This is a genomic window from Ruegeria sp. ABD4_443 (genome assembly GCF_056160865.1).
Window position 1 is genome coordinate 14823 of the sequence record NZ_JBSWYA010000012.1, and the last position, 20907, is coordinate 35729.

Genomic DNA, 20907 nt, shown 5'->3' on the forward strand with positions numbered 1-20907 from the left:
ATCATGTCGACCGTTGCCGTAACTGACGATACTTTTGACGCCGAGGTCAAAAACTCGGACGTCCCCGTCGTAGTTGATTTCTGGGCCGAGTGGTGTGGCCCGTGCAAACAGATCGGGCCCGCCCTGGAAGAGCTGGCCACGGAATATGGCGGCAAGATCAAGATTGCCAAGGTAGACGTGGACAGCAACCCCAACGCGGCGGCCGCGATGGGCGTACGCGGTATTCCCGCGCTGTTCATTTTCAAGGACGGCCAGGTCGTATCCAACCGCGCAGGCGCAGCCCCCAAGGCCGCACTGCAAAGCTGGATCGACGAATCCATCTGACTTTGCCGATACCGCAAAAACAAAGGCGCCCCGTTCGGGCGCCTTTTTTGTTGGGCCAACATATAGGCCCGCCTGAAAATGAAAAAGCCGCCTGAAATTCAGACGGCCATCTCAATCGGTTGTCGTGCGGCTTACAGCTTGTTGATATCCGCGCGGCACAGGCCGATATCGTCAAGCTGTGCGTCCGAAAGCCCGTCCAAAGCTTTGCGTGTCTTGCGCGAGTCGTTCCATTGAACGCCGAAGTCGAAAACACGGATGAACGCGTCCACTACATGCAGGATACTAGCTGCTCCGAGCGGCGCATGAATATTTGCAGTCGTTGCCATTTGCGCATTCCTTTCAACTGAAACAGCCGACCCATCGTCGGTTGTGCTGTCCATCTAATCCCAATCCCAAAATCTCACAATTGCTGTCCTGGTAACCCCGAAATGCGCTGGCTGCATATCTTTTGTGCGGTTTATGAACGCTTGCACCACCGGCGCGCGCGGCCCATATAGGACGCCGAACGAAACGGAGGCTTTCATGGCGGATACCGACTTTCCCGGATGGCATGGCACGACGATTATCGGCGTCAAAAAGGGGGGGCAGGTCGTGATTGCCGGTGACGGTCAGGTCAGCCTTGGTCAGACCGTGATCAAGGGAACCGCGCGCAAGGTTCGCCGCCTATCCCCTGGCGGGTTCGAGATTGTCGCCGGGTTCGCGGGATCAACCGCGGATGCGTTTACCTTGCTTGAACGGCTTGAAGCCAAGCTTGAGGCAACGCCGGGCCAACTGGCCCGTGCCTCGGTCGAGCTGGCCAAGGACTGGCGCACCGACAAATACCTGCAAAAGCTCGAGGCGATGTTGATCGTCACCGATGGCGCGGACCTGTTCGTGATCACCGGCGCCGGTGACGTGCTTGAACCGGAACACAACGTCGCAGCCATCGGGTCGGGCGGGAATTTTGCGCTGGCTGCGGCGCGGGCCATGATGGACAGCGACAAAAGCGCCGAAGAGGTTGCCCGTCAGTCCATGGCCATCGCTGCCGATATCTGTGTCTATACCAATGGCAAGCTGACGGTCGAAACGATTACGGCCTAATTCAGCAGCGCGGCAATCTCTTTGCCCTTCCACCGCCGCTGCATTCCGATCAGCCCAAGGATCGCGGCCAGGATGACGATGTAATACGGCAACCGGATGTCAACGCTCATCAATCCACCGCCAATCAGGGACATGATGCCCCCCGCCAGGCAGAAGACCGCGGTTGTGACGCCCATGACCCAGCCCTGATCCGCCTCGCTGACGGCGGACGAGAACAGCCCCAAAAGCGTCGGATAGGCGATCCCGAACAGGAAATAGAAAAAGAACACCGGCACATAGCTGAAGATGCCGCTGGGGCTGAAGGCAAAGGCCAACCCGCAGATCACCATGGTCACCAACGAGGTCAGGATGATCCGGTGCTTGCTGAACCGTTCCTGCGCGGGCTTCACAAGGAATGTGCTGGAAAAGGCCAGGGCAAACCCGATGACCACCATGGCCATGCTGCCGCCGATCACGCCATAGCCAAAGGCGCTGGTCAGGAAATTGTCGACAAAGACGTAAAACGTCACATTGGCGATCATGAAGAACGCATAGACCGGCAGGATCTTCAGAACCATGTCATGTTCGCACACCGCAACCAGGCTGTCGGTTATATCGCGCGGGCGGAAAACAAATGCGGCGCGCTCGGTTCTGGTGTCGTGGAAGAAGAACAGAACCAGCATAATCGCGATCAGGACCAGGACAAACGCGCCGTAGAACGGCATTTTCAGGGTCGCATAGCTGCCCAGCAGCGCGGCATCCGACAGAACCGCGCCGATGATCGGCCCTCCGACCAGGCCAAAGCTGACACCGGTCACGATATACCCCATGTTGCGGTCGCGGTCGGCGGCATCGGTGCTGCCGTCGATCATGGCGGCCTGCGCGATGGGCTGGTTTCCTGCGGTAAACCCGGTGATCGACCGCCCCACGATCAGCAGCATAAGACTGTTGAGGTACAGGGCCGCGATCGTAATCGCATATCCTGCCAGCGCTCCGGCCAGGCACACCAGCAAGGCATTCTTGCGCCCGATGGAATCCGAAACCTTCGAGACATAGACGACACCCAGGAACCACGACAGGAAAAAGCACCCGATAACCAGGCCATAATAGAAATGCCGCCGCCCCATCGGTGTGCTGTCCGGCAAAAACCCTGACTTGGTCTCCATGATCAGCGAGTTGATGATCGGAAAGACCAACCCCTGTCCAATCAGGTCTACAAACACGACGAACAGCAGGGTGATCTTGGCAATCTTGCTCATCTGTCGCTCCGGTTGCGTGTGATGGTGCGGCCACCTTAACAGAGCAGGGCCAATTCACCTAAGCCGCGCATGTGCGATTAGGTTTGCAAAGATTCCGGCGCATTGTTAACCACGGCAGCCAGACACCGTGGGTTGGTTGTTTTTGTACGCTCCGTGCCTAACTAATCCCGATGAAATGCCAGCCGACCGAAAGGACCGCCCCGTGACCGACCTGACCCCGCGCGAGATTGTCTCGGAACTGGACCGTTTTATCATCGGACAGAAAGACGCCAAGCGTGCCGTGGCCGTGGCCCTGCGCAACCGTTGGCGGCGCAAGCAGCTGCCGGATGACATCCGGGACGAGGTTTACCCCAAGAACATCCTGATGATCGGCCCCACCGGTGTCGGCAAGACCGAAATCAGCCGCCGCCTGGCGAAACTGGCCCGCGCGCCCTTTATCAAGGTCGAGGCTACCAAGTTCACCGAGGTCGGCTATGTCGGGCGTGACGTGGAACAGATTGTGCGCGACCTGGCGGATGCCGCCATCATCCAGACCCGCGAATACATGCGCGAGGATGTCAAGGCCCGCGCCCATCAGGCCGCCGAGGATCGCGTGATCGAAGCCATCGCAGGCGCCGATGCCCGCGACGCCACGCGCGAGATGTTCCGCAAAAAGCTGAAAGCGGGCGAGCTGGACGACACCGAGATCGAGCTTGAGCTGTCGGACACATCAAGCCCCATGCCGATGTTCGACATCCCCGGTCAACCCGGCAGCCAGATGGGCATGATGAATCTGGGCGATATCTTCGGAAAAGCGTTCGGTGGGCGCACGGTCAAGCGCAAGATGACCGTCGCCGACAGCTATGATGCGCTGATCGGGGAAGAGGCCGACAAGCTGCTGGATGATGAAACCGTCAACCGCGTGGCGTTGGAATCCGTCGAACAGAACGGCATCGTTTTCCTGGACGAGATCGACAAGGTCTGTGCCCGAACGGACGCACGCGGCGGCGATGTCAGCCGCGAAGGGGTCCAGCGTGACCTGCTGCCGCTGATCGAAGGCACAACCGTTTCAACCAAGCACGGTCCGGTGAAAACCGACCACATCCTGTTCATTGCCTCGGGTGCGTTCCATATCGCCAAGCCGTCGGACCTGTTGCCGGAACTTCAGGGCCGGTTGCCGATCCGGGTCGAGCTGCGCGCGCTGACCGAGGAAGATTTCGTACGTATTCTGACCGAAACCGACAACGCATTGACCCGGCAATACACCGCGCTGATGGGCACCGAAGATGTCACCGTCAGCTTTACCAAAGACGGCATTGCCGCCCTGGCCCGTATCGCGGCGGATGTGAACCAAAGTGTCGAGAACATCGGCGCGCGGCGTCTTTACACCGTGATGGAACGCGTGTTCGAAGAACTGTCCTTTGCCGCACCCGACAGGGCCGGAACGGATATCGTTGTCGACGCGGGCTTTGTCGCCGAAAACCTGGGTGAGTTGACCAAATCCTCTGATCTCAGCCGTTACGTGTTGTAACAGTTTCAGCCATTTCCCGCTGCTGACCCGCGGGCCCGAGGGCCTGCCGCACTGGACGCGCGGCAGAAAATAGATAGCGTAGCGGCACGATTTCTTGGGAAATATCCGTGATACGCTATTTCATCCTGATGCTGGCGGCCATGTCGCTAAGTGCCTGCGTGGACAGGACGGTTTCCGTCGTGATGCCATCGGCGCTGGAGGTTGGAAAACCCCAGGTCTTGCTTGCCGCGACCACCCGCGCCCGCGAGGGGGACGGAACCTATGGGTTCCGCCGCGCACAGGAATTGCGGTTTCTGGAAATGACCGTATCCATCCCGCCGCGGCATACGCCGGGAAGCCTGGATTTTTCCTATGCAAACCCAAATCCCCACAAGCAATTCGTCCTGGCCGGCGCTACCGAATTTCCCGGCCCCCAAAGTCTGAAGGACAGGGTGCAGGGCGCGGACGAAGTGACCGTCTTTGTGCATGGCTACAACGCCACCCAGACCGAAACGGCGTTTCGGGCGGCGCAGTTGTCACATGATATCGGCATCCCCGGCACCACCCTGATCTATTCCTGGCCCAGCCGGGCCACCGGCTATGGCTATGCCTATGATCTGGACAGTATGCTGTTTGCCCGCGACGGGCTGGAAGAAACCATCAGGTTGCTGAAATCCAGTGGCGTCAAACGCGTGGTCCTTGTGGCCCATTCGATGGGCGGCGCCCTGTCGATGGAAATGATGCGGCAGGCCGAGCTGCGCGAACCTGGCTGGTCACGGCGAAACCTCGAAGGCGTCATCCTGATTTCGCCCGATCTGGATGTCGACCTTTTCCGGTCTCAGATGGACGCCATCAAATCGCCGCCCGATCCTTTTGTGGTTATGGTGTCGAAGAAAGACAAGGTTCTGAATGTCTCGACCCGGCTCAGGGGGACCGCCAACAGCGAACGGCTGGGCAATATCGGGTCGATCGACAAGCTTGCAAGCTATCCCATCAATATTATCGACACCACGGCCTTTAGCGGCGATGCCGGGTCCTCGCATTTTGTCGCGGCGACCTCTCCGGCGTTGCTGTCCCTGCTGAACTCGGCCCGCAAGGTCAGCTCGACATTCGGGCCGGACAGGCCCGCAATCACGTCATTGGTTCCCGCCGAGGACCAAATCGGGGTTGGCGCGACCGAGGTTGTCCTGACCGAAGACGGACAGGTTCAGGTCAGCTCGCCGTGACCCAAACCGGGCTGCGCCAGTACCTGACGCAAAACGCCCGCTGGCTGGGTGCGGGTATCCTGCTGACCTTTCTGTCAAGTTTCGGGCAGACCTTCTTTATCTCGATCTTTTCCGGCGAAATCCGTTCTGCCTTTGGCCTGAGCCACGGCGCCTGGGGCGGGCTGTATTCCCTGGGGACCACGGTTTCGGCCATCGTGATGGTATGGGCCGGCGGCCTGACCGACCGGTTCCGCGTGCGGGTTCTGGGCCCCGTGGTGCTGATCGGGTTGGCGCTGGCCTGCATTTTGATGGCGATAAACAGCTGGCTTTTGCTGTTGCCGGTGGTGGTTTTCCTGCTGCGGCTGTTTGGCCAGGGAATGAGCAGCCACATCGCGCTGGTAGCCATGACAAGGTGGTTTACCACGACACGGGGCAGGGCGCTGTCGATTGCCTCGCTGGGCTTTGCCCTGGGCGAGGCGGCTCTTCCGCTGGTGTTCGTTGCCGCGATGGGGGTGTTCGACTGGCATTGGCTGTGGATCGCGACCGCCGCGATAACGGTGCTGGGCGTACCGGCGCTTTTGCGCCTTCTCCGGGCCGAGCGCACGCCGCAGAGCCTGGCGCAATCCTATGCGGCAACGGGTATGTCCGGGCGGCACTGGACACGGCGCGAAGCCCTTTTGGACCCGCTATTCTGGTTCCTGATGCCCGCATTGTTGGGACCGTCGGCATTCATCACCGCCTTTTTCTTTCACCAGGTCCACCTGGCGCAGGTCAAAGGATGGCTGCATATCGAACTTGTGGCCATGTTCCCGGTCTATACCGGCGTATCCATCCTTGCGATGTTTGCAGCAGGCTGGGCGCTGGACAGATGGGGCACGGCCCGGTTGATGCCCGTCTATCAAGTGCCCATGGCCGTGGGGTTTGCCGTGCTGTCGGCAACCAGCTCGATCGGCGGGGCGCTGGCGGGCCTGTTCTTTCTGGCGCTGACCGTCGGCGCCAACAGCACGCTGCCCAGCGCATTTTGGGCAGAGTTTTATGGGACCCGCCATATCGGGGCGATCAAGGCGATGGCGGCCGCCGTCATGGTGCTTGGCTCGGCAATCGGTCCGGGCCTGACCGGGGTGTTGATTGATGCGGGCGTATCGCTGACCCATCAGTTCCTGTGGATCGCGGGGTATTTCGGCCTGGTCTGCATCGCGGCGGGCATAGGCATCCGACAGGCAATGCGGCGGCTTTAACGGCCCCGGCGCAGATAGATGTAATAGGCCCCGTCGCCGCCATGGCTGATATGGGCCGGTGTCACCTGCAAAACGGCCTGCGCCAGGGGCGGCAGCGACAGCCAGTTCGGCACCTGGTTCCGCAACACGCCGCGCGGCGTCGGGATCGGACCTGGCCCATCACGATCCTTGCCCTTGCCGGTAATCACAAGGACCAGCCTTTTCCCCGACGCCTGCGAGGACAGAACAAACCGGATCAGTGCGGGATGCGCGGTATCCACGCGCATTCCATGCAGGTCCAGCCGCGCTTCGGGCTTTAGCTTGCCGCGTTTCATCCGGCCAAACGCCTTGAGGTCCATCTGTACCGGAGTGGCCCGCATCTGTTCCGTGATCGAAGGTTTCAGGTTGTGCCCTGATGGCCTTGCGGGTGCCTTCTGGCCAAGCTCGAACTGTTCGACCCTGGGTTTGGGTGACTTGGACGGTTTGGGCCGGGGCAGGGTCGTGGGGTGAATGTTCTGCGGAAGCTCGGGGTGCAGCTTTTCAGCCCGCCTTGCCACCTTGCGCCACAGTTCGATTTCCTCGGCTGTCAGTTTGCGCCGCGTCATCAGAACTCGTCCGGCAACAGGGCAAAGGCGCGCTGGATCGGCAACAGCACGACCATCCGGCCCGGGTCTTTCAGCTGTCCGGCCTCCTGGCCCGCCCTGTCACCGGTGCCAAAGAATATGTCAGCGCGCTGTGCCCCTTTGATCGCGGACCCAGTGTCCTGCGCGATCATCAGGCGGCGCAACGGGTCGCGGCCATCCTTTTCCACCCAGACCGGCGCACCAAGCGGGGTAAACGCCGGGTCGGCGGCAATGCTGCGCATGGCGGTGACGGACCGGTTCATCGCACCCAGGGGCCCGAATTCCGGTGCCACGCGCGTCACCTCGCGAAAAAAGACATATGAGGGGTTGTGCAGCAACAATTCCGCGCCCGCTTCGGGGTTCTTGCGCACCCAGCTGCGGATCATCTGGGCGCTGACCTCGTGCGAGCCCAGGATACCCCGGCGCACCATCTCGACCCCGATCGACCGATAGGGATGACCATTGGCACCGCCATACCCCACCCGCAACGCCTTGCCATCCGGCAGCCTTATCCGGCCAGAGCCCTGGATTTGCAGAAAAAACAGCTCGACCGGGTCATCGACCCAGGCGATTTCCAAACCCCGGCCGTCAAGAACGCCGTTGCTCAGAATATCGCGGCGGCTAAGCCACGCGCCCGCATTCCGTGCCTCGGGCGGCAGGCGGTAAAGCGGGTAACGATAGGTGTCCGTCCGGGTACGGGACCCGTCCAGTTCGGGTTCAAAATACCCGGTAAACAGGCCCGCCGCGCCGTCCTCGATCAGAACAGGACGAAAGAACAGTTCAAAAAACGACCGCGCCGCGTCGGGCGCGCTGGCCCGCGCGGCGGAACACAACGCCCTCCAATCCGGGTCGCCCAGATCACTGCATGTGTTCAGAAACACCGACAGAGCGGCCGGATGATCATCATCCGCCCAACCGTCAAGATCGTCAAACGACAGGATGGTCCGCGTCACCTCGGCCCCGGCTGCGCCGGAGATGGTCATGAGACCCCCCAGGACAAGCGACCGAAGCGCGGCAATCATGCGTCCGTGGCGACAAGCAGCCAGTTCGGATCATTCGTGCCCATGACGCGGGCAAAGGTCCAGCTGTCCTTTTGGCGTTTGACCGTGTTCGGGTTGCCTTCGATGATGTCACCGCCGCGATCGCGGACAACCGATGTCAGCTCTCCGACAAAACGCATGGTGATTTCGGCCTGGTTGGTGTCCTTGTCGAAACGGGCATCCGCCAGCGTTGTTTCACGCACACCGATAAACTCGGCCTCGATGGTCAGACCCTGATCTTCGCGCGCGGCGACAACGGAGACAAAGGTTTCAAACACCTCTTCGGACAGGAATGGCTGGATCTCGTCCAGGTTGCCTTTTTCGAAACCCATCACGATCATCTCGTATGCGCCGCGGGCACCCTGTACGAATTCGCTGACCGAGAAACTGGGCTCGACCCGTTTCATCGCCGTAAGCGTCTGCGCCTGGTCGCTGTCTTCGGCGACATGGTCGGTGATGTCCGGGTCGGGGCCGCCTTCGATTACTTCGAAATCGCGCCGCGACTTGTTGGCCTCGGGCTGTTGCTGAAGCGGCGGTTTTTCAAAACCTTCCCGCGTCCCCAACACGCTTTTCAGGCGAAGGATCAGGAAAATCGCGATACCGGCCAGCACCAGAAGCTGGATCAGGGGTGAATTCATTTCGTCCTCATTTCAGAACCGAGACTTTGTGTATGCGGCCTCCTGCCACTATGTAGGTGACAGTTGGTGGCAAGTCCACAGCCCGGCTCTGCGGAAAGGATAGCGCAAATGTACCTGTTCTTGGCATTTTTGTTGGTGCCGATCATCGAAATCGCCCTGTTCATCCAGGTTGGCGGGCTGATCGGCCTGTGGCCAACGCTTGGAATCGTGGTTCTGACCGCTGTTCTGGGGACAACCCTGGTGCGGACACAAGGTCGCATGGCGCTGGGCCAATTGCAGCAATCCTTTGCGCAACTGGACGACCCGACCGAACCGTTGGCCCATGGCGCCATGATCTTGCTGTCGGGCGCCTTGCTGCTGACGCCGGGGTTTTTCACCGATGCCATGGGGTTTGCGCTGTTGGTTCCCGCCATTCGCGTGGCGGTGTTTCGCTATATCCGGTCGCGGGTGACGGTTGCCCATTTCCAGATGGGCGGCGGCGCTGAATTCCGTTCGGCCGGTGACCCTTTTGGCGGCGACGACGTGATTGACGGGGAATTCACCGAGGTTCGGCCGCGCAAGGACCCCGCGAAGCCATCGAAATGGGTCGAAGGCCCCCACCAGCATTGAGGTGCCCGGCCCAACTTGTTAAGCAGTGGCGAAATTCATTCCCGGAGTAGATCCATGACCGAAGAAAGCGCCGCCGAAAACACAGCGGCCAAGGCAGCCCCGCAGATCCAGATGCGTGTCCTGGGACAGTTCATTCGCGACATGTCCTTTGAAAACGTAATGGCGCAAAAAGGCGTCTCGGGCGATGTTCAGCCCGAGATTTCCGTTCAGGTGAACCTGGACGCCAAAAAGCGCCAGGCCGACCACCAGTTCGAAGTATCGATCAAGCTGAACCTCAAGTCCAAGGCCAAAGGGCTGGAAGACATCCTGTTCCTGTTCGAGATCGACTATTGCGGCCTGTTCCATGTCGAAGGCGTTCCCGAAGACCAGATGCACCCGTTCCTGATGATCGAATGTCCGCGCATGCTGTTCCCGTTCCTGCGCCGCATCGTCAGCGACGTCACCCGCGATGGGGGCTATCCGCCGGTCAACCTGGACACAATCGACTTTGTCGCGTTGTACCGCAACGAACTGATGCGCCGCCAAAGCGAGCAGGCGCAGAAATCAGACGCCTGATTGATCCCGTGGCACGCGCCTGATCCGGTCAGGCGCGTGCCCACAAGGCGTTTTCCCCAAGTTTCTCGACAAAAGCGTCATGCGCGGCGCGTTCTTCTGCCGTGATCCTGGGCGGCAGCGCCGTTTCGCGCGGGGCGGGGCGCCAGGTGTCCCCTTCGCCGCCGGCCGAGGTGCCGGAAACGGTCGACAGGGCGAAATCCGGCTGCCGGCCACCGATAAGCTCAAGATAGACCTCTGCCAGGATTTCGGAATCGAGCAGCGCGCCGTGCAAAACCCGGTTCGAATTGTCGATGTTGAACCGTCGGCACAGCGCGTCAAGCGAGGCCGGAGACCCCGGAAACCGTTTGCGCGCGATGGCCAGCGTATCGATGGCCTGATCCATCGGAATTGCTGGCTGACCCATCCAGCCCAGCTCGGCATTTAGGAATTTCATGTCGAAGGACGCGTTGTGGATCACCAGTTTCGCATCGCCGACAAATTCGCGGAATTCGACGCCGACCTTTGAAAAGACCGGCTTGTCCTTCAGGGTGATTTGGCCCTTTTCCACCGGTCGCGGCGGTTCCAGCAGATCCGGCCCAATACCGTGAACACCAAACGCTTCCTCGGGCATGGACCGTTCGGGGTTGATGTAAACGTGGTATGTCTCGCCGGTGGCAACATGGTTCCACAGCTCGACAGCACCGATCTCGACGATCCGGTCACCGGTTTCAGGATCGAAACCCGTGGTTTCGGTATCAAGCACAATTTCACGCATTGTCTGTTTTCGCCCTGATCTGCCTGATCACATCCTGCACTTGCGCGCGGGCGTGGTCCAGAGTGTCCGTGACGATCACGAAATCCGACCGTGCGCATTTTTCGCGATTGGGCATCTGCTTGGCCTTGATCTGCCGAAACTGAGCCAGGGTCATCGTGCCGCGCGCCATGACCCGGCGTTCCTGTTCGTCGTCGGAAACCGACACGCAAGCCACCGCATCCATCGACGCACCCCCCCCGGTTTCAAACAAAAGCGGGATATCGAACACCAGGATATCGGCCTGTGCCGAAGCACGAAACGCAGCGCGGTCCGCCGCGACCAGGGGGTGGACGATGCCTTCGATCGTTTTCAGGGCCGTTTCATCCGCCGTTATGATCTGTTTGAGGGCATCGCGGCTGATGGCGCCGTCTTTGACCGCCGCGGGGAAAACCTGCGCGACGGGGCGCACCGCGGCACCGCCCGGCGCATACAGCCGGTGAACCGCCGCATCGGCGTCCCACAGGGCGCATCCGGCGTCGGCGAACATCTGCGCCGTCGTGCTTTTGCCCATCCCGATCGAACCGGTCAGCCCCAGACAAAAGCTCATGCCAACGCGGCCGCCCGCGTGGCGGCGTCAACTACGGGGCGTATGCCGAACCAGCGCTCAAATCCGGGAACCGCCTGGTGCAGCAACATGCCCAGCCCGTCGACCGTGGTGCATCCGGCATCTTCGGCCTGTCGCAGCAACCGGGTCTTGAGCGGGGCGTATACCAGGTCAGTGACAACCGCTCCGGGCTGCAGACCATCCAGCGGCACGCGCAACTCGGGCTGGCCCTGCATTCCCAGCGAAGTGGTATTGACTACCAGTTCCGCGCTTTCAATGACGTTACCGGCTTGGACCCAGTCAACAACACTGATCCGCTGTCCGAATTCTTCTTTCAGATGATCCGCCCGAGACCGCGTGCGGTTGGTCAGGATGATTTCCGGGACACCTGCATCGGACAGCGCCGACAGAACGGCGCGGGCCGCACCACCGGCCCCGAACACCACCGCGGGCCCATCTTGGGGGTTCCAGTCCGGTGCGCCGCTGCGCAGGTTCTCCATGAACCCGTACCCGTCCGTATTGTCGGCATGAATGGACCCGTCATCGCGAAATACCAGCGTATTCGCAGCGCCGATGACCGACGCGCGATCCGATACGTGATCGGCAAGATGCATGGCCGTTTCCTTATGCGGAACCGTAACATTGGCCCCGACAAACCCCGCCTTTGGCAAGGCCCGCACAACGGTTTCGAAATCTGCCGGTGTCACGTCCATCGGCACGTAAAAGCCGGGCAATTCCAACGTCTTCAGCCAGTGCCCGTGCAATTTCGGCGACCGGGAATGTGCAACCGGGTGCCCGATGACCCCAGCCAGAGGAATGCGATTGTCCGTCATTGTTCGATTACCCCACGCAAGGCCAGAAAATTAAGCAGCTCCAACAGGGGCATACCCAAGACGTTAAAATAGTCTCCGTCAATGGTGGCAAACAGGCGCACACCCTCTTCTTCCAGCTTATAGCCGCCCACCGCGTGGCGGATAGAGTCCCAATTCCTGTCGACATAGGAACGCAGATACGAATCCGAGCTGACCCGCATCCGCAACCGAACCTGGCCGACATGCCGCCAGATCGGTTGGCCACCCTGATAGATTACGGCCGCCGACAACAGCATGTGCCTTTTGCCGCGCATCGCCCGAAGCTGTTGCAAGGCTTCTTCCCGGGTGGTCGGCTTGGACAAAAGCGTGCCGTCAAAGTCCAGGACCTGATCACATCCCAACACCATCGCATCGGCGCGTTTGTCGCTGACCTTGCGCGCCTTGAGTTCGGCAAGCGCATCGGCAATATCGCGCGGCGCGGCCTGTTCGGCCAGAAGGGCCCGCTTTGCCGTGTCCTCATCAACGCGGGCCGCTTGAACGGCAAAGGGCACGCCGGCGTTTTCCAGCATTTTCGCGCGGATCGCCGAACCCGATGCCAGGATAAGGGGGACAGACATGTGGAAAACCCCGTGTACAATTCATTGAGCGTTCTTGAGCGGTTTGTATGGCTTTCAGCTTGACACGCAACCCCCTTGCAAAGGCCGGGGTTCTCACATGAGTCGTGCAAATTCATTCAACGTGGGACAAGGATAACCCGGAATGGTCTGAAAACCCTGTTGTCAGATGTTATCCGTGGACTTATCCCCACGCGAACAGCGCGGGCGTCTTCGCAACACTTTGTTTTTACTTGGTTTTAATTGACATCAACATTTTCATCGAAACCGCGTGTCATTCTTTCCACTTGGGGAAAACTACAGGGTAACTCAGTAATCCACCGATCCGGACGTCCCTACAAAACCATCATCCTTTTTCTTTTCTTATATTTTTATTAGGGATGTCCTGAACCAAACCGAGAACCGAGATGACCGACCTTCTTTACGTTTTGTACCCTTGGGTGAAATCCGTTCATATCATGGCGGTGATCTCTTGGATGGCCGGTCTGTTCTATTTGCCCCGGCTTTTTGTGTATCACACCGAACAGGCACAGGCCGTGGATGGCGCAGACAGGATCTTCCTTGAAATGGAAGACAAGCTTTTGCGGGTGATCATGCGTCCTGCGATGATCGTGACATGGCTGTGCGGGCTGATCATGGTCTTTACACCAGGTGTTGTCGGCTGGGATTGGAGCTGGCCCTGGGTCAAGGGGGCCGCTGTGATTGCGATGACCTGGTTCCATCATTGGCTGATGGCGCGGCGCAAGGACTTCGTACAGGGCCAGAACAGGCTGACAGGGCGTCAGTACCGCCTGATGAATGAGGTTCCGACCGTTTTGATGGTCATCATCGTCCTGGCCGTTGTTTTGAAATTCTGAGACAGGTTTGACTCTGCGCCGGTTGCTGCCTATGTAGGGCGCAACGCGTCCGTCCGGACGTCGCACTTTCCTGTTTGACAATCAAAGCTGCGCCGCGCTTGTCCCGGCCAAGGTCTGTATCATCATGACAACCGAATACCTGAATCTGGCCGATCTGAAAGCCAAAAGCCCCAAAGACCTTCTGGCGATGGCCGAAGAGCTTGAGATCGAAAACGCCTCGACCATGCGCAAGGGCGAGATGATGTTCCAGATCCTGCGCGAACGCGCCGATGAGGGCTGGACTGTTGGCGGCGATGGTGTGCTTGAGGTTCTGCAGGATGGTTTCGGCTTTCTGCGCTCGCCCGAGGCGAACTATCTGCCGGGCCCTGACGACATCTATGTCTCGCCGGACATGATCCGGCAACATTCGCTGCGCACCGGTGACACGGTCGAAGGGGAAATCAAGGCACCGGACGAGAATGAACGGTATTTCGCGCTGATCAAAGTGACCAAGATCAACTTTGAAGAGCCCGAGAAAGCCAAGCACAAGATCCTGTTCGACAACCTGACGCCGCTGTATCCCGAAGAGCGTCTGAAGATGGAGATCGAAGACCCCACCATCAAGGACAAGTCGGCCCGTGTGATCGACCTTGTTTCGCCCATCGGTAAAGGCCAGCGGTCGCTGATCGTGGCGCCGCCGCGGACCGGTAAAACGGTGATCCTGCAGAACATCGCGCATTCGATCGAACAGAACCACCCCGAGTGTTACCTGATCGTTCTGCTGATCGACGAACGCCCGGAAGAAGTGACCGACATGCAGCGCTCGGTAAAGGGTGAGGTTGTGTCTTCGACCTTTGACGAACCGGCGACGCGCCACGTCGCCGTGTCCGAAATGGTCATCGAAAAGGCCAAGCGTCTGGTTGAGCATAAGCGAGATGTTGTTATTCTTCTCGACTCGATCACAAGACTTGGTAGGGCGTTTAACACCGTGGTCCCGTCCTCGGGTAAAGTTCTGACCGGTGGTGTAGATGCGAATGCTCTGCAACGACCCAAGCGGTTCTTTGGTGCGGCGCGGAATATCGAAGAGGGCGGGTCGCTGACCATCATCGCGACCGCGCTGATCGACACAGGCAGCCGGATGGACGAGGTGATCTTTGAAGAATTCAAAGGCACCGGTAACTCGGAAATCGTTCTGGATCGCAAGATCGCAGACAAGCGCGTGTTCCCTGCCATCGACATCCTCAAATCCGGCACCCGGAAAGAGGACCTGTTGGTCGACAAGGGAGATCTGGCAAAGACCTTTGTTCTGCGCCGTATCCTGAACCCGATGGGCACCACCGACGCAATCGAATTCCTGTTGTCGAAGTTGAAACAGACCAAGACAAACTCGGAATTCTTCGATTCAATGAACACCTGACACGGGTCTTTTCCCCCCGCGAGGCCTTCGAATGGATACGATATTCGCCCTGGCCAGCGCGCAAGGCAAAGCTGGCGTTGCCGTTATTCGACTGTCCGGACCGCAAGCACGCGGCGCGGCAGAGACGCTGTCGAAAAGCAAACTGCCGACCCGTGGTATGCGTGTCCGCACCCTTTGGGATGCCGATGGATCGCGGTTGGACGATGGGGTGGTTCTGACTTTCCAGAGCCCGGCCAGCTTTACCGGCGAAGATGTCGCCGAATTGCAGATACATGGCAGTACCGCCTCTACAGGGGCGGTTCTGCGGTGCCTTGCGGAAATGGATGCGCTGCGCCTGGCAGAGCCGGGTGAGTTCACCCGCCGAGCGCTTGAAAACGGAAAGCTGGATTTGGCCCAGGTCGAAGGCCTGGCAGACTTGATAGATGCCGAAACAGAAGCCCAACGCAAACAGGCGCAGGCGGTTCTTTCCGGTGACCTTGGCAAGTTGGTGGAACGCTGGCGCAAGGATCTGATCCGGGCGGCATCCCTGCTGGAAGCCGTGATTGATTTTGCCGATGAAGAAGTGCCAACGGATGTATCGCCCGAGGTACGGCAGCTGATTTCCGGTGTCATGGATGATCTGAAACGGGAAAGCCGCGGCGTCAAAATCGCCGAACGGATCAGGTCCGGGTTCGAGGTTGCCATTGTCGGTTTACCAAATGCCGGCAAGTCCACATTGTTGAATGCACTGGCTGGGCGAGAGGCGGCGATAACTTCGGAATATGCCGGCACGACGCGTGACGTGATCGAGGTTCGGATGGATTTGGCTGGTCTTCCGGTCACCTTGCTTGATACCGCGGGATTGCGCGAAACCAATGATCATGTCGAAGGGTTGGGTGTAGCCCTTGCCCGCAAACGCGCAGTGGATGCAGATTTACGCGTGTTTCTGACCGAAGATCCCGCGGCGCTTGGTGTTCCGATGGTGGGTGACGACATCCATGTCTTACCGAAATCGGACTTGCGTGACACTGTCGAGGGCGCAGTTTCAGGTAAGACAGGGCAGGGAATTGATCACCTTATTGACCATATATCGCGTGTTCTGTCTGATCGAACCACTAGTTCTGGTATCGCGACCCGCGAACGCCACCGTGTGGCAATGATCGATGCTCTGGGGGCACTTGATTCAGCAATGACAGTTCTGGAATCGGGCCCGGACCTGTATGATATTTCTGCCGAAGAACTGCGTTCGGCAATTCGTGCCCTGGAATCCCTTGTTGGCAGGATCGACGTAGAAAATCTTTTGGATGAGATTTTCTCGAGTTTCTGCCTCGGTAAGTAAGGAGTGTTTCACGTGAAACATTCACGGTTCGACGTTATTGTCATTGGGGCCGGACATGCCGGTTCGGAAGCCGCGCATGCTGCTGCCCGGTTGGGTGCAAAAACGGCTTTGGTAACACTGTCGGAAAAGGACATTGGCGTTATGTCCTGCAACCCAGCGATTGGAGGCCTTGGTAAGGGGCACCTGGTCCGCGAAATTGACGCCATGGACGGCGTTATGGGTCGGGTCGCAGATCGGGCGGGTATCCAATTCCGGCTGCTGAATCGTAGAAAGGGTCCGGCGGTCCAAGGCCCACGCGCTCAGTCGGATCGCGCCCTGTATCGCCAGGCGATGTTGCAGGAAACCAGGGATCGGGAATACCTGTCCGTCATCTGCGGTGAGGTGGTCGATTTTGTGATGTCTGGCGAGCGGGTTGCAGGCGTTCGACTGGCGGATGGATCCGAGATACCGGGCCGAACTGTTATCCTGACATCCGGTACATTCTTGCGGGGCGTCATTCATATTGGCGATGTGTCCCGCCCCGGCGGTCGGATGGGTGATCGGCCCTCGGTAAAACTGGCCGAGCGGTTGGATAGCTATGGCTTGGATATGGCGCGCCTGAAAACAGGAACGCCGCCGCGCCTGGACGGCCGCACCATTGATTGGTCAATTCTGGAACGGCAGGACGGCGACGAAGATCCAACGCTGTTTTCCTTTTTGTCCAAATCGGTTACGGCCCCGCAAATCGCGTGCGGTATCACGCATACCAATATGCGAACCCACGAGATCATCGAGAAAAACCTGAAGCGGTCCGCGATGTATGGCGGCCATATCGAAGGCGTCGGGCCACGCTATTGCCCGTCGATCGAAGATAAAATCGTCCGATTCTCGGATAAGGACTCTCATCAGATATTTCTTGAACCAGAGGGGGTTAACGACCACACGGTTTACCCAAACGGTATCTCGACCTCTTTGCCTCAGGATGTTCAGGTCGATTACGTGCGCTCGATCAAAGGGTTGGAAACCGCAGAGATTTTGCAACCGGGATATGCGATCGAATACGACTATATCGATCCGCGGTCTCTTACCGGAACCCTATCATTGTCGGCTATTCCCGGCCTTTACTTGGCTGGTCAGATCAACGGCACCACCGGTTACGAAGAGGCAGCGGCCCAAGGGTTGGTTGCCGGGCTGAACGCGGCTCTTGCTGCGCAAGACAAGGACCCGGTCCAATTCACGAGGTCCAACAGCTATATCGGTGTCATGATTGATGATCTCACGACGCGCGGCGTGGCGGAACCCTATCGAATGTTCACATCCCGGGCTGAGTTTCGTTTGTCACTGCGGGCCGATAACGCGGATCAACGTCTTACGCCGCTGGGGATGGGCATTGGATGTGTTGGCCAAAACCGGGCAGCAGTTTTCCAAGACAAGATGGATAAACTAGATACGGTGAAAACCAACCTGACATCCACAACATATACGCCCAAACAAATCCGAGCGGCGGGAATTGAAGTGAACCAGGACGGAAATCGCCGGGACGGCATGGCAGTTCTGGCTTTTCCCGATGTCACTTTCGATGACCTGCTGGCCTTGATTCCGGACCTTGATCAGACGGATACCGAAACCTGGCGTCAAATCGAACGCGATGCGCTTTATGCGAACTATATTGCGCGACAGCAACGGGACGTCGAAGCCATGAAGCGCGACGAATCTTATGTGATTCCAAGTGATTTTGACTATTTTGCACTGGATGGTCTTTCGTCTGAGATGAAGCAGAAACTGTCGCGGGCCAATCCGGAAAACATCGCTCAGGCCAGCCGGGTCGAGGGCGTGACGCCAGCCGCATTGACGTTGGTGCTGGCCAAATTGCGGCGGGACCGAAAGGTTCGCAAAGCATGACGGGTTCGCGCGCCCTGGGGGCCGATGATCTGAGTGTTTCACGTGAAACATTTGACCGTATCGAAGCGTTTGTTGCATTGGTCCAGCGTTGGAATCCAAAGATCAACCTGGTGTCCCGCAATAGCCTTAGAGAGGTCTGGACCCGGCACATTCTGGATTCGGTCCAGGTTTTCCGCTGTATTGCCCCCCCAGAACATTGGGTTGATCTGGGCAGTGGCGGCGGTTTTCCAGGCATTGTTTGTGCTTTGATGGCGGTAGAGGCATCGCCAGAAACCCGGTTTACTTTGGTGGAGAGTGATCAGAGGAAATCCGCCTTTCTGCGCACTGCCGCCAGAGAGCTTGGCGCGAATTGCCAGGTAATTTCCAAAAGAATCGAAGCGGTTGAACCTTTGAAGGCAGATGTTCTGACAGCGCGGGCATTGGCAGAGCTTTCGAAACTTTTATCATTTAGCGATCGGCATTTACGTGAAACCGGCGTTGCGCTGTTTCCAAAAGGGGCAACCTGGAAAAAAGAAATTGCGGATGCGCGTCAGGAATGGAAATTCGATGCAGAGCCGATTACAAGTTTAACAGAACCCCAGGCCGTAATCCTGAAGATCAAAGGAGTATCACGTGGTTGATCTGTCTCGCCCAGCCGGGCCCCGGATTATCGCGGTTGCCAATCAAAAAGGCGGGGTGGGCAAGACAACGACTGCAATCAACCTTGCTGCCGGTCTTGCCGAGGCCGGGTGCAAGGTTCTGGTCGTCGATCTTGATCCGCAGGGCAACGCATCAACGGGGCTGGGCGTCGAAGATCGGGATTGGACGACATATGACCTGATCCTGGACGATGCGCCGTTGAATGCGGTCGTACAGGAAACCGAGATCGATGGGTTGCATATCGTACCCGCCACCGTCGACCTGAGTTCGGCAGATATCGAACTGATCTCAAACGAAAAACGCAGCTATTTGCTGCATGATGCATTGCGCCAGACCGCGGTCGATGCTTTTGCCTTTGATTTTGTCCTGATCGACTGCCCGCCATCGTTGAACCTGTTGACTGTCAACGCGATGGTGGCCGCGCATTCTGTACTGGTTCCGCTGCAAAGCGAATTTTTCGCTCTTGAAGGGTTGTCGCAGTTGATGTTGACGATCCGAGAGGTTCGGCACACCGCGAATCCTGACCTGAGAATCGAAGGTGTTGTGTTGACCATGTATGACAACCGCAACAACTTGTCCCGTCAGGTCGAGAAGGACGCCCGTGACAATTTGGGTGAGATGGTATTTAAAACCAAGATACCCAGAAATGTACGGGTCAGCGAAGCACCGTCTTATGCGTTGCCGGTTCTGCAATATGATTCGGGCTCATTGGGCGCCATGGCGTATCGGCACCTGGCACGCGAGATCATGCACAAGAATAACAAACAGGCTGTCTGAACAGCCGTCAGGAGGGCGAAGTGAGCGCCAAAAAGGGTAAACCCAGGGGATTGGGACGCGGCCTATCCGCGTTGATGGCGGATGTAACCCAGGATGCCAGCGGACCGTCTGCGCCAGAACGCCGGAGACCGGATCTTTCGGTTCCTATCGAAAAGCTGCACGCCAACCCGGACCAGCCGCGCCGCACGTTTTCGCCGGATCAACTGGATGAGCTGGCGGCTTCGGTCAAGGAAAAGGGTATTATCCAGCCTCTGATTGTTCGACCCAAAGGGGAAGGCCAATATGAAATCGTTGCCGGTGAGCGCCGGTGGCGCGCAGCGCAGATGGCACAGCTGCATGAAATTCCGGTTATTGTCCGTAACTTCGACGACACCGAAGTTTTGGAAGTGGCAATTATCGAAAACATTCAGCGCGCCGACCTGAACGCGGTGGAAGAGGCGGCCGGTTTCAAGCAGTTGATGGATCGCTTTGGCCACACGCAGGAAAAACTGGCCGAGGCGCTTGGCAAAAGCCGCAGCCACATCGCCAACCTTCTGCGCCTTTTGACGTTGCCGAACGATGTTCAAACCTTTGTAATAGAAGGAAAACTTTCGGCAGGTCATGCCAGGGCTCTGGTCACGGCGGAAAATCCATCGGAATTGGCCCGGCAGGTTGTCCGCGAGGGGCTGTCGGTGCGCGCAACCGAAGCACTGGTAAAGAAACAGCAAGGCGGCACCGATCGGCCCGCGCCACGGGCCAGGAACCTGAATGCCGGAAAAGACGCGGACACGCGCGCGCTTGAAAAAGATCTTTCGGCGATCCTGGCGATGAAGGTGACAATCAACCACAAGGCCGGGTCGGAAACGGGCCAGGTGGTTTTGGCCTATGAAAACCTTGATCAGCTGGACGATCTTTGCGCCAAGCTCAGCCGCTAGGGCGGGTCCAGATAAACACCAAGACGGCGCCCAGGGTCACGGCCTGAATGCTCAGAACAAACGTCGGCACCGAGATCAGAACAGACAGGCCAAAAACGGCGGCAATCGACAGGGTGGCCGCCTTTTTTGCGGCCGGTCTAATGGCGCCCGAGCTTTGCCAGTCGACAATCAACGGCCCGAAGGTGCGATGGGTTACCAACCAATTGTGCAATCGTGACGATGACCGGGCAAAGAAAAACGCGGCCAACAGCAAAAAGGGCACGGTCGGCAGCAATGGCAATGCAACCCCGATCATCGCAAGCGCAACGCACAGCAATCCAAGACTGGCCCAGAGATATTGCATG

General features: G+C 58.6%; 24 protein-coding genes. 14 read left to right on the plus strand and 10 right to left on the minus strand.

Annotated elements, in window-relative coordinates:
- The first annotated feature begins 3 nt into the window (after positions 1–3).
- Positions 4–324, plus strand: coding sequence for a thioredoxin (gene trxA / locus ACXAG8_RS17140; protein ID WP_475229788.1), 321 nt, complete (start codon positions 4–6; stop codon positions 322–324).
- Between the two features lie 131 nt (positions 325–455).
- Here the strand turns inward: trxA and ACXAG8_RS17145 are convergent, their stop codons facing one another.
- Entirely contained in the window at positions 456–650 is a 195-nt protein-coding gene (locus tag ACXAG8_RS17145) for a DUF1127 domain-containing protein (RefSeq protein ID WP_475229791.1), read from the minus strand.
- Between the two features lie 196 nt (positions 651–846).
- Between ACXAG8_RS17145 and hslV the strand changes: the two genes are divergently transcribed.
- On the plus strand, positions 847–1404 hold the full coding sequence (gene hslV / locus ACXAG8_RS17150) for an ATP-dependent protease subunit HslV (RefSeq protein ID WP_475229794.1): 558 nt from the start codon (positions 847–849) through the stop codon (positions 1402–1404).
- On the opposite strand, the gene ACXAG8_RS17155 is transcribed toward hslV, so the two are convergent.
- Positions 1401–2642: an MFS transporter gene (locus ACXAG8_RS17155; protein ID WP_475229797.1), complete on the minus strand. Its 1242-nt coding sequence runs from the start codon at positions 2640–2642 to the stop codon at positions 1401–1403. The two genes, hslV and ACXAG8_RS17155, sit on opposite strands and share 4 nt — an antisense overlap.
- Positions 2643–2844: 202 nt before the next feature.
- Between ACXAG8_RS17155 and hslU the strand changes: the two genes are divergently transcribed.
- The 3 genes from hslU to ACXAG8_RS17170 all read left to right on the plus strand — a co-directional run bounded on the left by hslU (position 2845) and on the right by ACXAG8_RS17170 (position 6574).
- Positions 2845–4152, plus strand: a complete 1308-nt coding sequence (gene hslU / locus ACXAG8_RS17160) for an ATP-dependent protease ATPase subunit HslU (RefSeq protein ID WP_475229802.1) — start codon at positions 2845–2847, stop codon at positions 4150–4152.
- Between the two features lie 107 nt (positions 4153–4259).
- Positions 4260–5357 (plus strand): alpha/beta hydrolase, encoded by a 1098-nt coding sequence (locus ACXAG8_RS17165; RefSeq protein WP_475229805.1) that lies wholly within the window; start codon positions 4260–4262, stop codon positions 5355–5357.
- Entirely contained in the window at positions 5354–6574 is a 1221-nt protein-coding gene (locus ACXAG8_RS17170) for an MFS transporter (RefSeq protein ID WP_475229808.1), read from the plus strand. The genes ACXAG8_RS17165 and ACXAG8_RS17170 overlap by 4 nt, the downstream gene beginning before the upstream one ends.
- On the opposite strand, the gene ACXAG8_RS17175 is transcribed toward ACXAG8_RS17170, so the two are convergent.
- The 3 genes from ACXAG8_RS17175 to ACXAG8_RS17185 are packed head-to-tail and all read right to left on the minus strand — an operon-like array spanning position 6571 to position 8854.
- Positions 6571–7158 carry a Smr/MutS family protein gene (locus ACXAG8_RS17175; RefSeq protein WP_475229811.1) on the minus strand — a complete coding sequence of 196 codons (588 nt, stop codon included), beginning with the start codon at positions 7156–7158 and terminating at the stop codon, positions 6571–6573. The two genes, ACXAG8_RS17170 and ACXAG8_RS17175, sit on opposite strands and share 4 nt — an antisense overlap.
- Complete coding sequence (gene mltA, locus ACXAG8_RS17180) at positions 7158–8198, minus strand: murein transglycosylase A (protein WP_475229814.1); 1041 nt, start codon at positions 8196–8198, stop codon at positions 7158–7160. Before mltA ends, ACXAG8_RS17175 begins: the two co-directional genes overlap by 1 nt.
- Entirely contained in the window at positions 8195–8854 is a 660-nt protein-coding gene (locus ACXAG8_RS17185; RefSeq protein ID WP_475229816.1) for a Tim44/TimA family putative adaptor protein, read from the minus strand. Before ACXAG8_RS17185 ends, mltA begins: the two co-directional genes overlap by 4 nt.
- 108 nt (positions 8855–8962) lie before the next feature.
- Here ACXAG8_RS17185 and ACXAG8_RS17190 point away from each other — a divergent pair, with 108 nt between their 5' ends.
- Together ACXAG8_RS17190 and secB are read left to right on the plus strand one after the other, a co-directional pair.
- Positions 8963–9463 (plus strand): FxsA family protein, encoded by a 501-nt coding sequence (locus ACXAG8_RS17190; protein ID WP_475229819.1) that lies wholly within the window; start codon positions 8963–8965, stop codon positions 9461–9463.
- Between the two features lie 54 nt (positions 9464–9517).
- A complete protein-coding gene (secB, locus tag ACXAG8_RS17195) occupies positions 9518–10018 on the plus strand; it encodes a protein-export chaperone SecB (RefSeq protein WP_475229822.1) in 501 nt (166 codons plus the stop codon).
- Between the two features lie 28 nt (positions 10019–10046).
- Here secB and dnaQ read toward each other — a convergent pair whose 3' ends face one another.
- From dnaQ to ACXAG8_RS17215, 4 genes are read right to left on the minus strand one after another with little or no spacing between them, the layout of a single operon-like run.
- Positions 10047–10772 (minus strand): DNA polymerase III subunit epsilon, encoded by a 726-nt coding sequence (gene dnaQ / locus ACXAG8_RS17200; protein WP_475229827.1) that lies wholly within the window; start codon positions 10770–10772, stop codon positions 10047–10049.
- Positions 10765–11358 carry a dephospho-CoA kinase gene (gene coaE, locus ACXAG8_RS17205; RefSeq protein ID WP_475229830.1) on the minus strand — a complete coding sequence of 198 codons (594 nt, stop codon included), beginning with the start codon at positions 11356–11358 and terminating at the stop codon, positions 10765–10767. The genes dnaQ and coaE overlap by 8 nt, the downstream gene beginning before the upstream one ends.
- The gene (locus ACXAG8_RS17210) at positions 11355–12188 is read right to left on the minus strand and encodes a shikimate dehydrogenase (protein WP_475229835.1); all 834 of its coding nucleotides are present in this window, start codon (positions 12186–12188) and stop codon (positions 11355–11357) included. The genes coaE and ACXAG8_RS17210 overlap by 4 nt, the downstream gene beginning before the upstream one ends.
- Positions 12185–12784 (minus strand): Maf family protein, encoded by a 600-nt coding sequence (locus ACXAG8_RS17215; RefSeq protein WP_475229838.1) that lies wholly within the window; start codon positions 12782–12784, stop codon positions 12185–12187. The genes ACXAG8_RS17210 and ACXAG8_RS17215 overlap by 4 nt, the downstream gene beginning before the upstream one ends.
- Positions 12785–13188: 404 nt before the next feature.
- Here ACXAG8_RS17215 and hemJ point away from each other — a divergent pair, with 404 nt between their 5' ends.
- The 7 genes from hemJ (at position 13189) to ACXAG8_RS17250 (ending at position 20563) form a co-directional block, all read left to right on the plus strand.
- Positions 13189–13638 carry a protoporphyrinogen oxidase HemJ gene (gene hemJ / locus ACXAG8_RS17220; protein ID WP_475229841.1) on the plus strand — a complete coding sequence of 150 codons (450 nt, stop codon included), beginning with the start codon at positions 13189–13191 and terminating at the stop codon, positions 13636–13638.
- Between the two features lie 124 nt (positions 13639–13762).
- Positions 13763–15034, plus strand: coding sequence for a transcription termination factor Rho (rho, locus tag ACXAG8_RS17225; RefSeq protein ID WP_475229844.1), 1272 nt, complete (start codon positions 13763–13765; stop codon positions 15032–15034).
- Between the two features lie 31 nt (positions 15035–15065).
- Positions 15066–16352: a tRNA uridine-5-carboxymethylaminomethyl(34) synthesis GTPase MnmE gene (gene mnmE / locus ACXAG8_RS17230; RefSeq protein WP_475229847.1), complete on the plus strand. Its 1287-nt coding sequence runs from the start codon at positions 15066–15068 to the stop codon at positions 16350–16352.
- Positions 16353–16364: 12 nt separating this feature from the next.
- The gene (gene mnmG / locus ACXAG8_RS17235; protein WP_475229850.1) at positions 16365–18233 is read left to right on the plus strand and encodes a tRNA uridine-5-carboxymethylaminomethyl(34) synthesis enzyme MnmG; all 1869 of its coding nucleotides are present in this window, start codon (positions 16365–16367) and stop codon (positions 18231–18233) included.
- Positions 18230–18853, plus strand: a complete 624-nt coding sequence (gene rsmG, locus ACXAG8_RS17240; protein WP_475229855.1) for a 16S rRNA (guanine(527)-N(7))-methyltransferase RsmG — start codon at positions 18230–18232, stop codon at positions 18851–18853. The genes mnmG and rsmG overlap by 4 nt, the downstream gene beginning before the upstream one ends.
- Positions 18846–19649, plus strand: coding sequence for a ParA family protein (locus ACXAG8_RS17245; protein WP_475229858.1), 804 nt, complete (start codon positions 18846–18848; stop codon positions 19647–19649). Before rsmG ends, ACXAG8_RS17245 begins: the two co-directional genes overlap by 8 nt.
- A 20-nt stretch (positions 19650–19669) precedes the next feature.
- The gene (locus tag ACXAG8_RS17250; RefSeq protein ID WP_475229863.1) at positions 19670–20563 is read left to right on the plus strand and encodes a ParB/RepB/Spo0J family partition protein; all 894 of its coding nucleotides are present in this window, start codon (positions 19670–19672) and stop codon (positions 20561–20563) included.
- Here the strand turns inward: ACXAG8_RS17250 and ACXAG8_RS17255 are convergent.
- Positions 20553–20906, minus strand: coding sequence for a YbaN family protein (locus ACXAG8_RS17255; RefSeq protein ID WP_475229867.1), 354 nt, complete (start codon positions 20904–20906; stop codon positions 20553–20555). The genes ACXAG8_RS17250 and ACXAG8_RS17255 overlap by 11 nt on opposite strands.
- Position 20907: the final 1 nt, after the last annotated feature.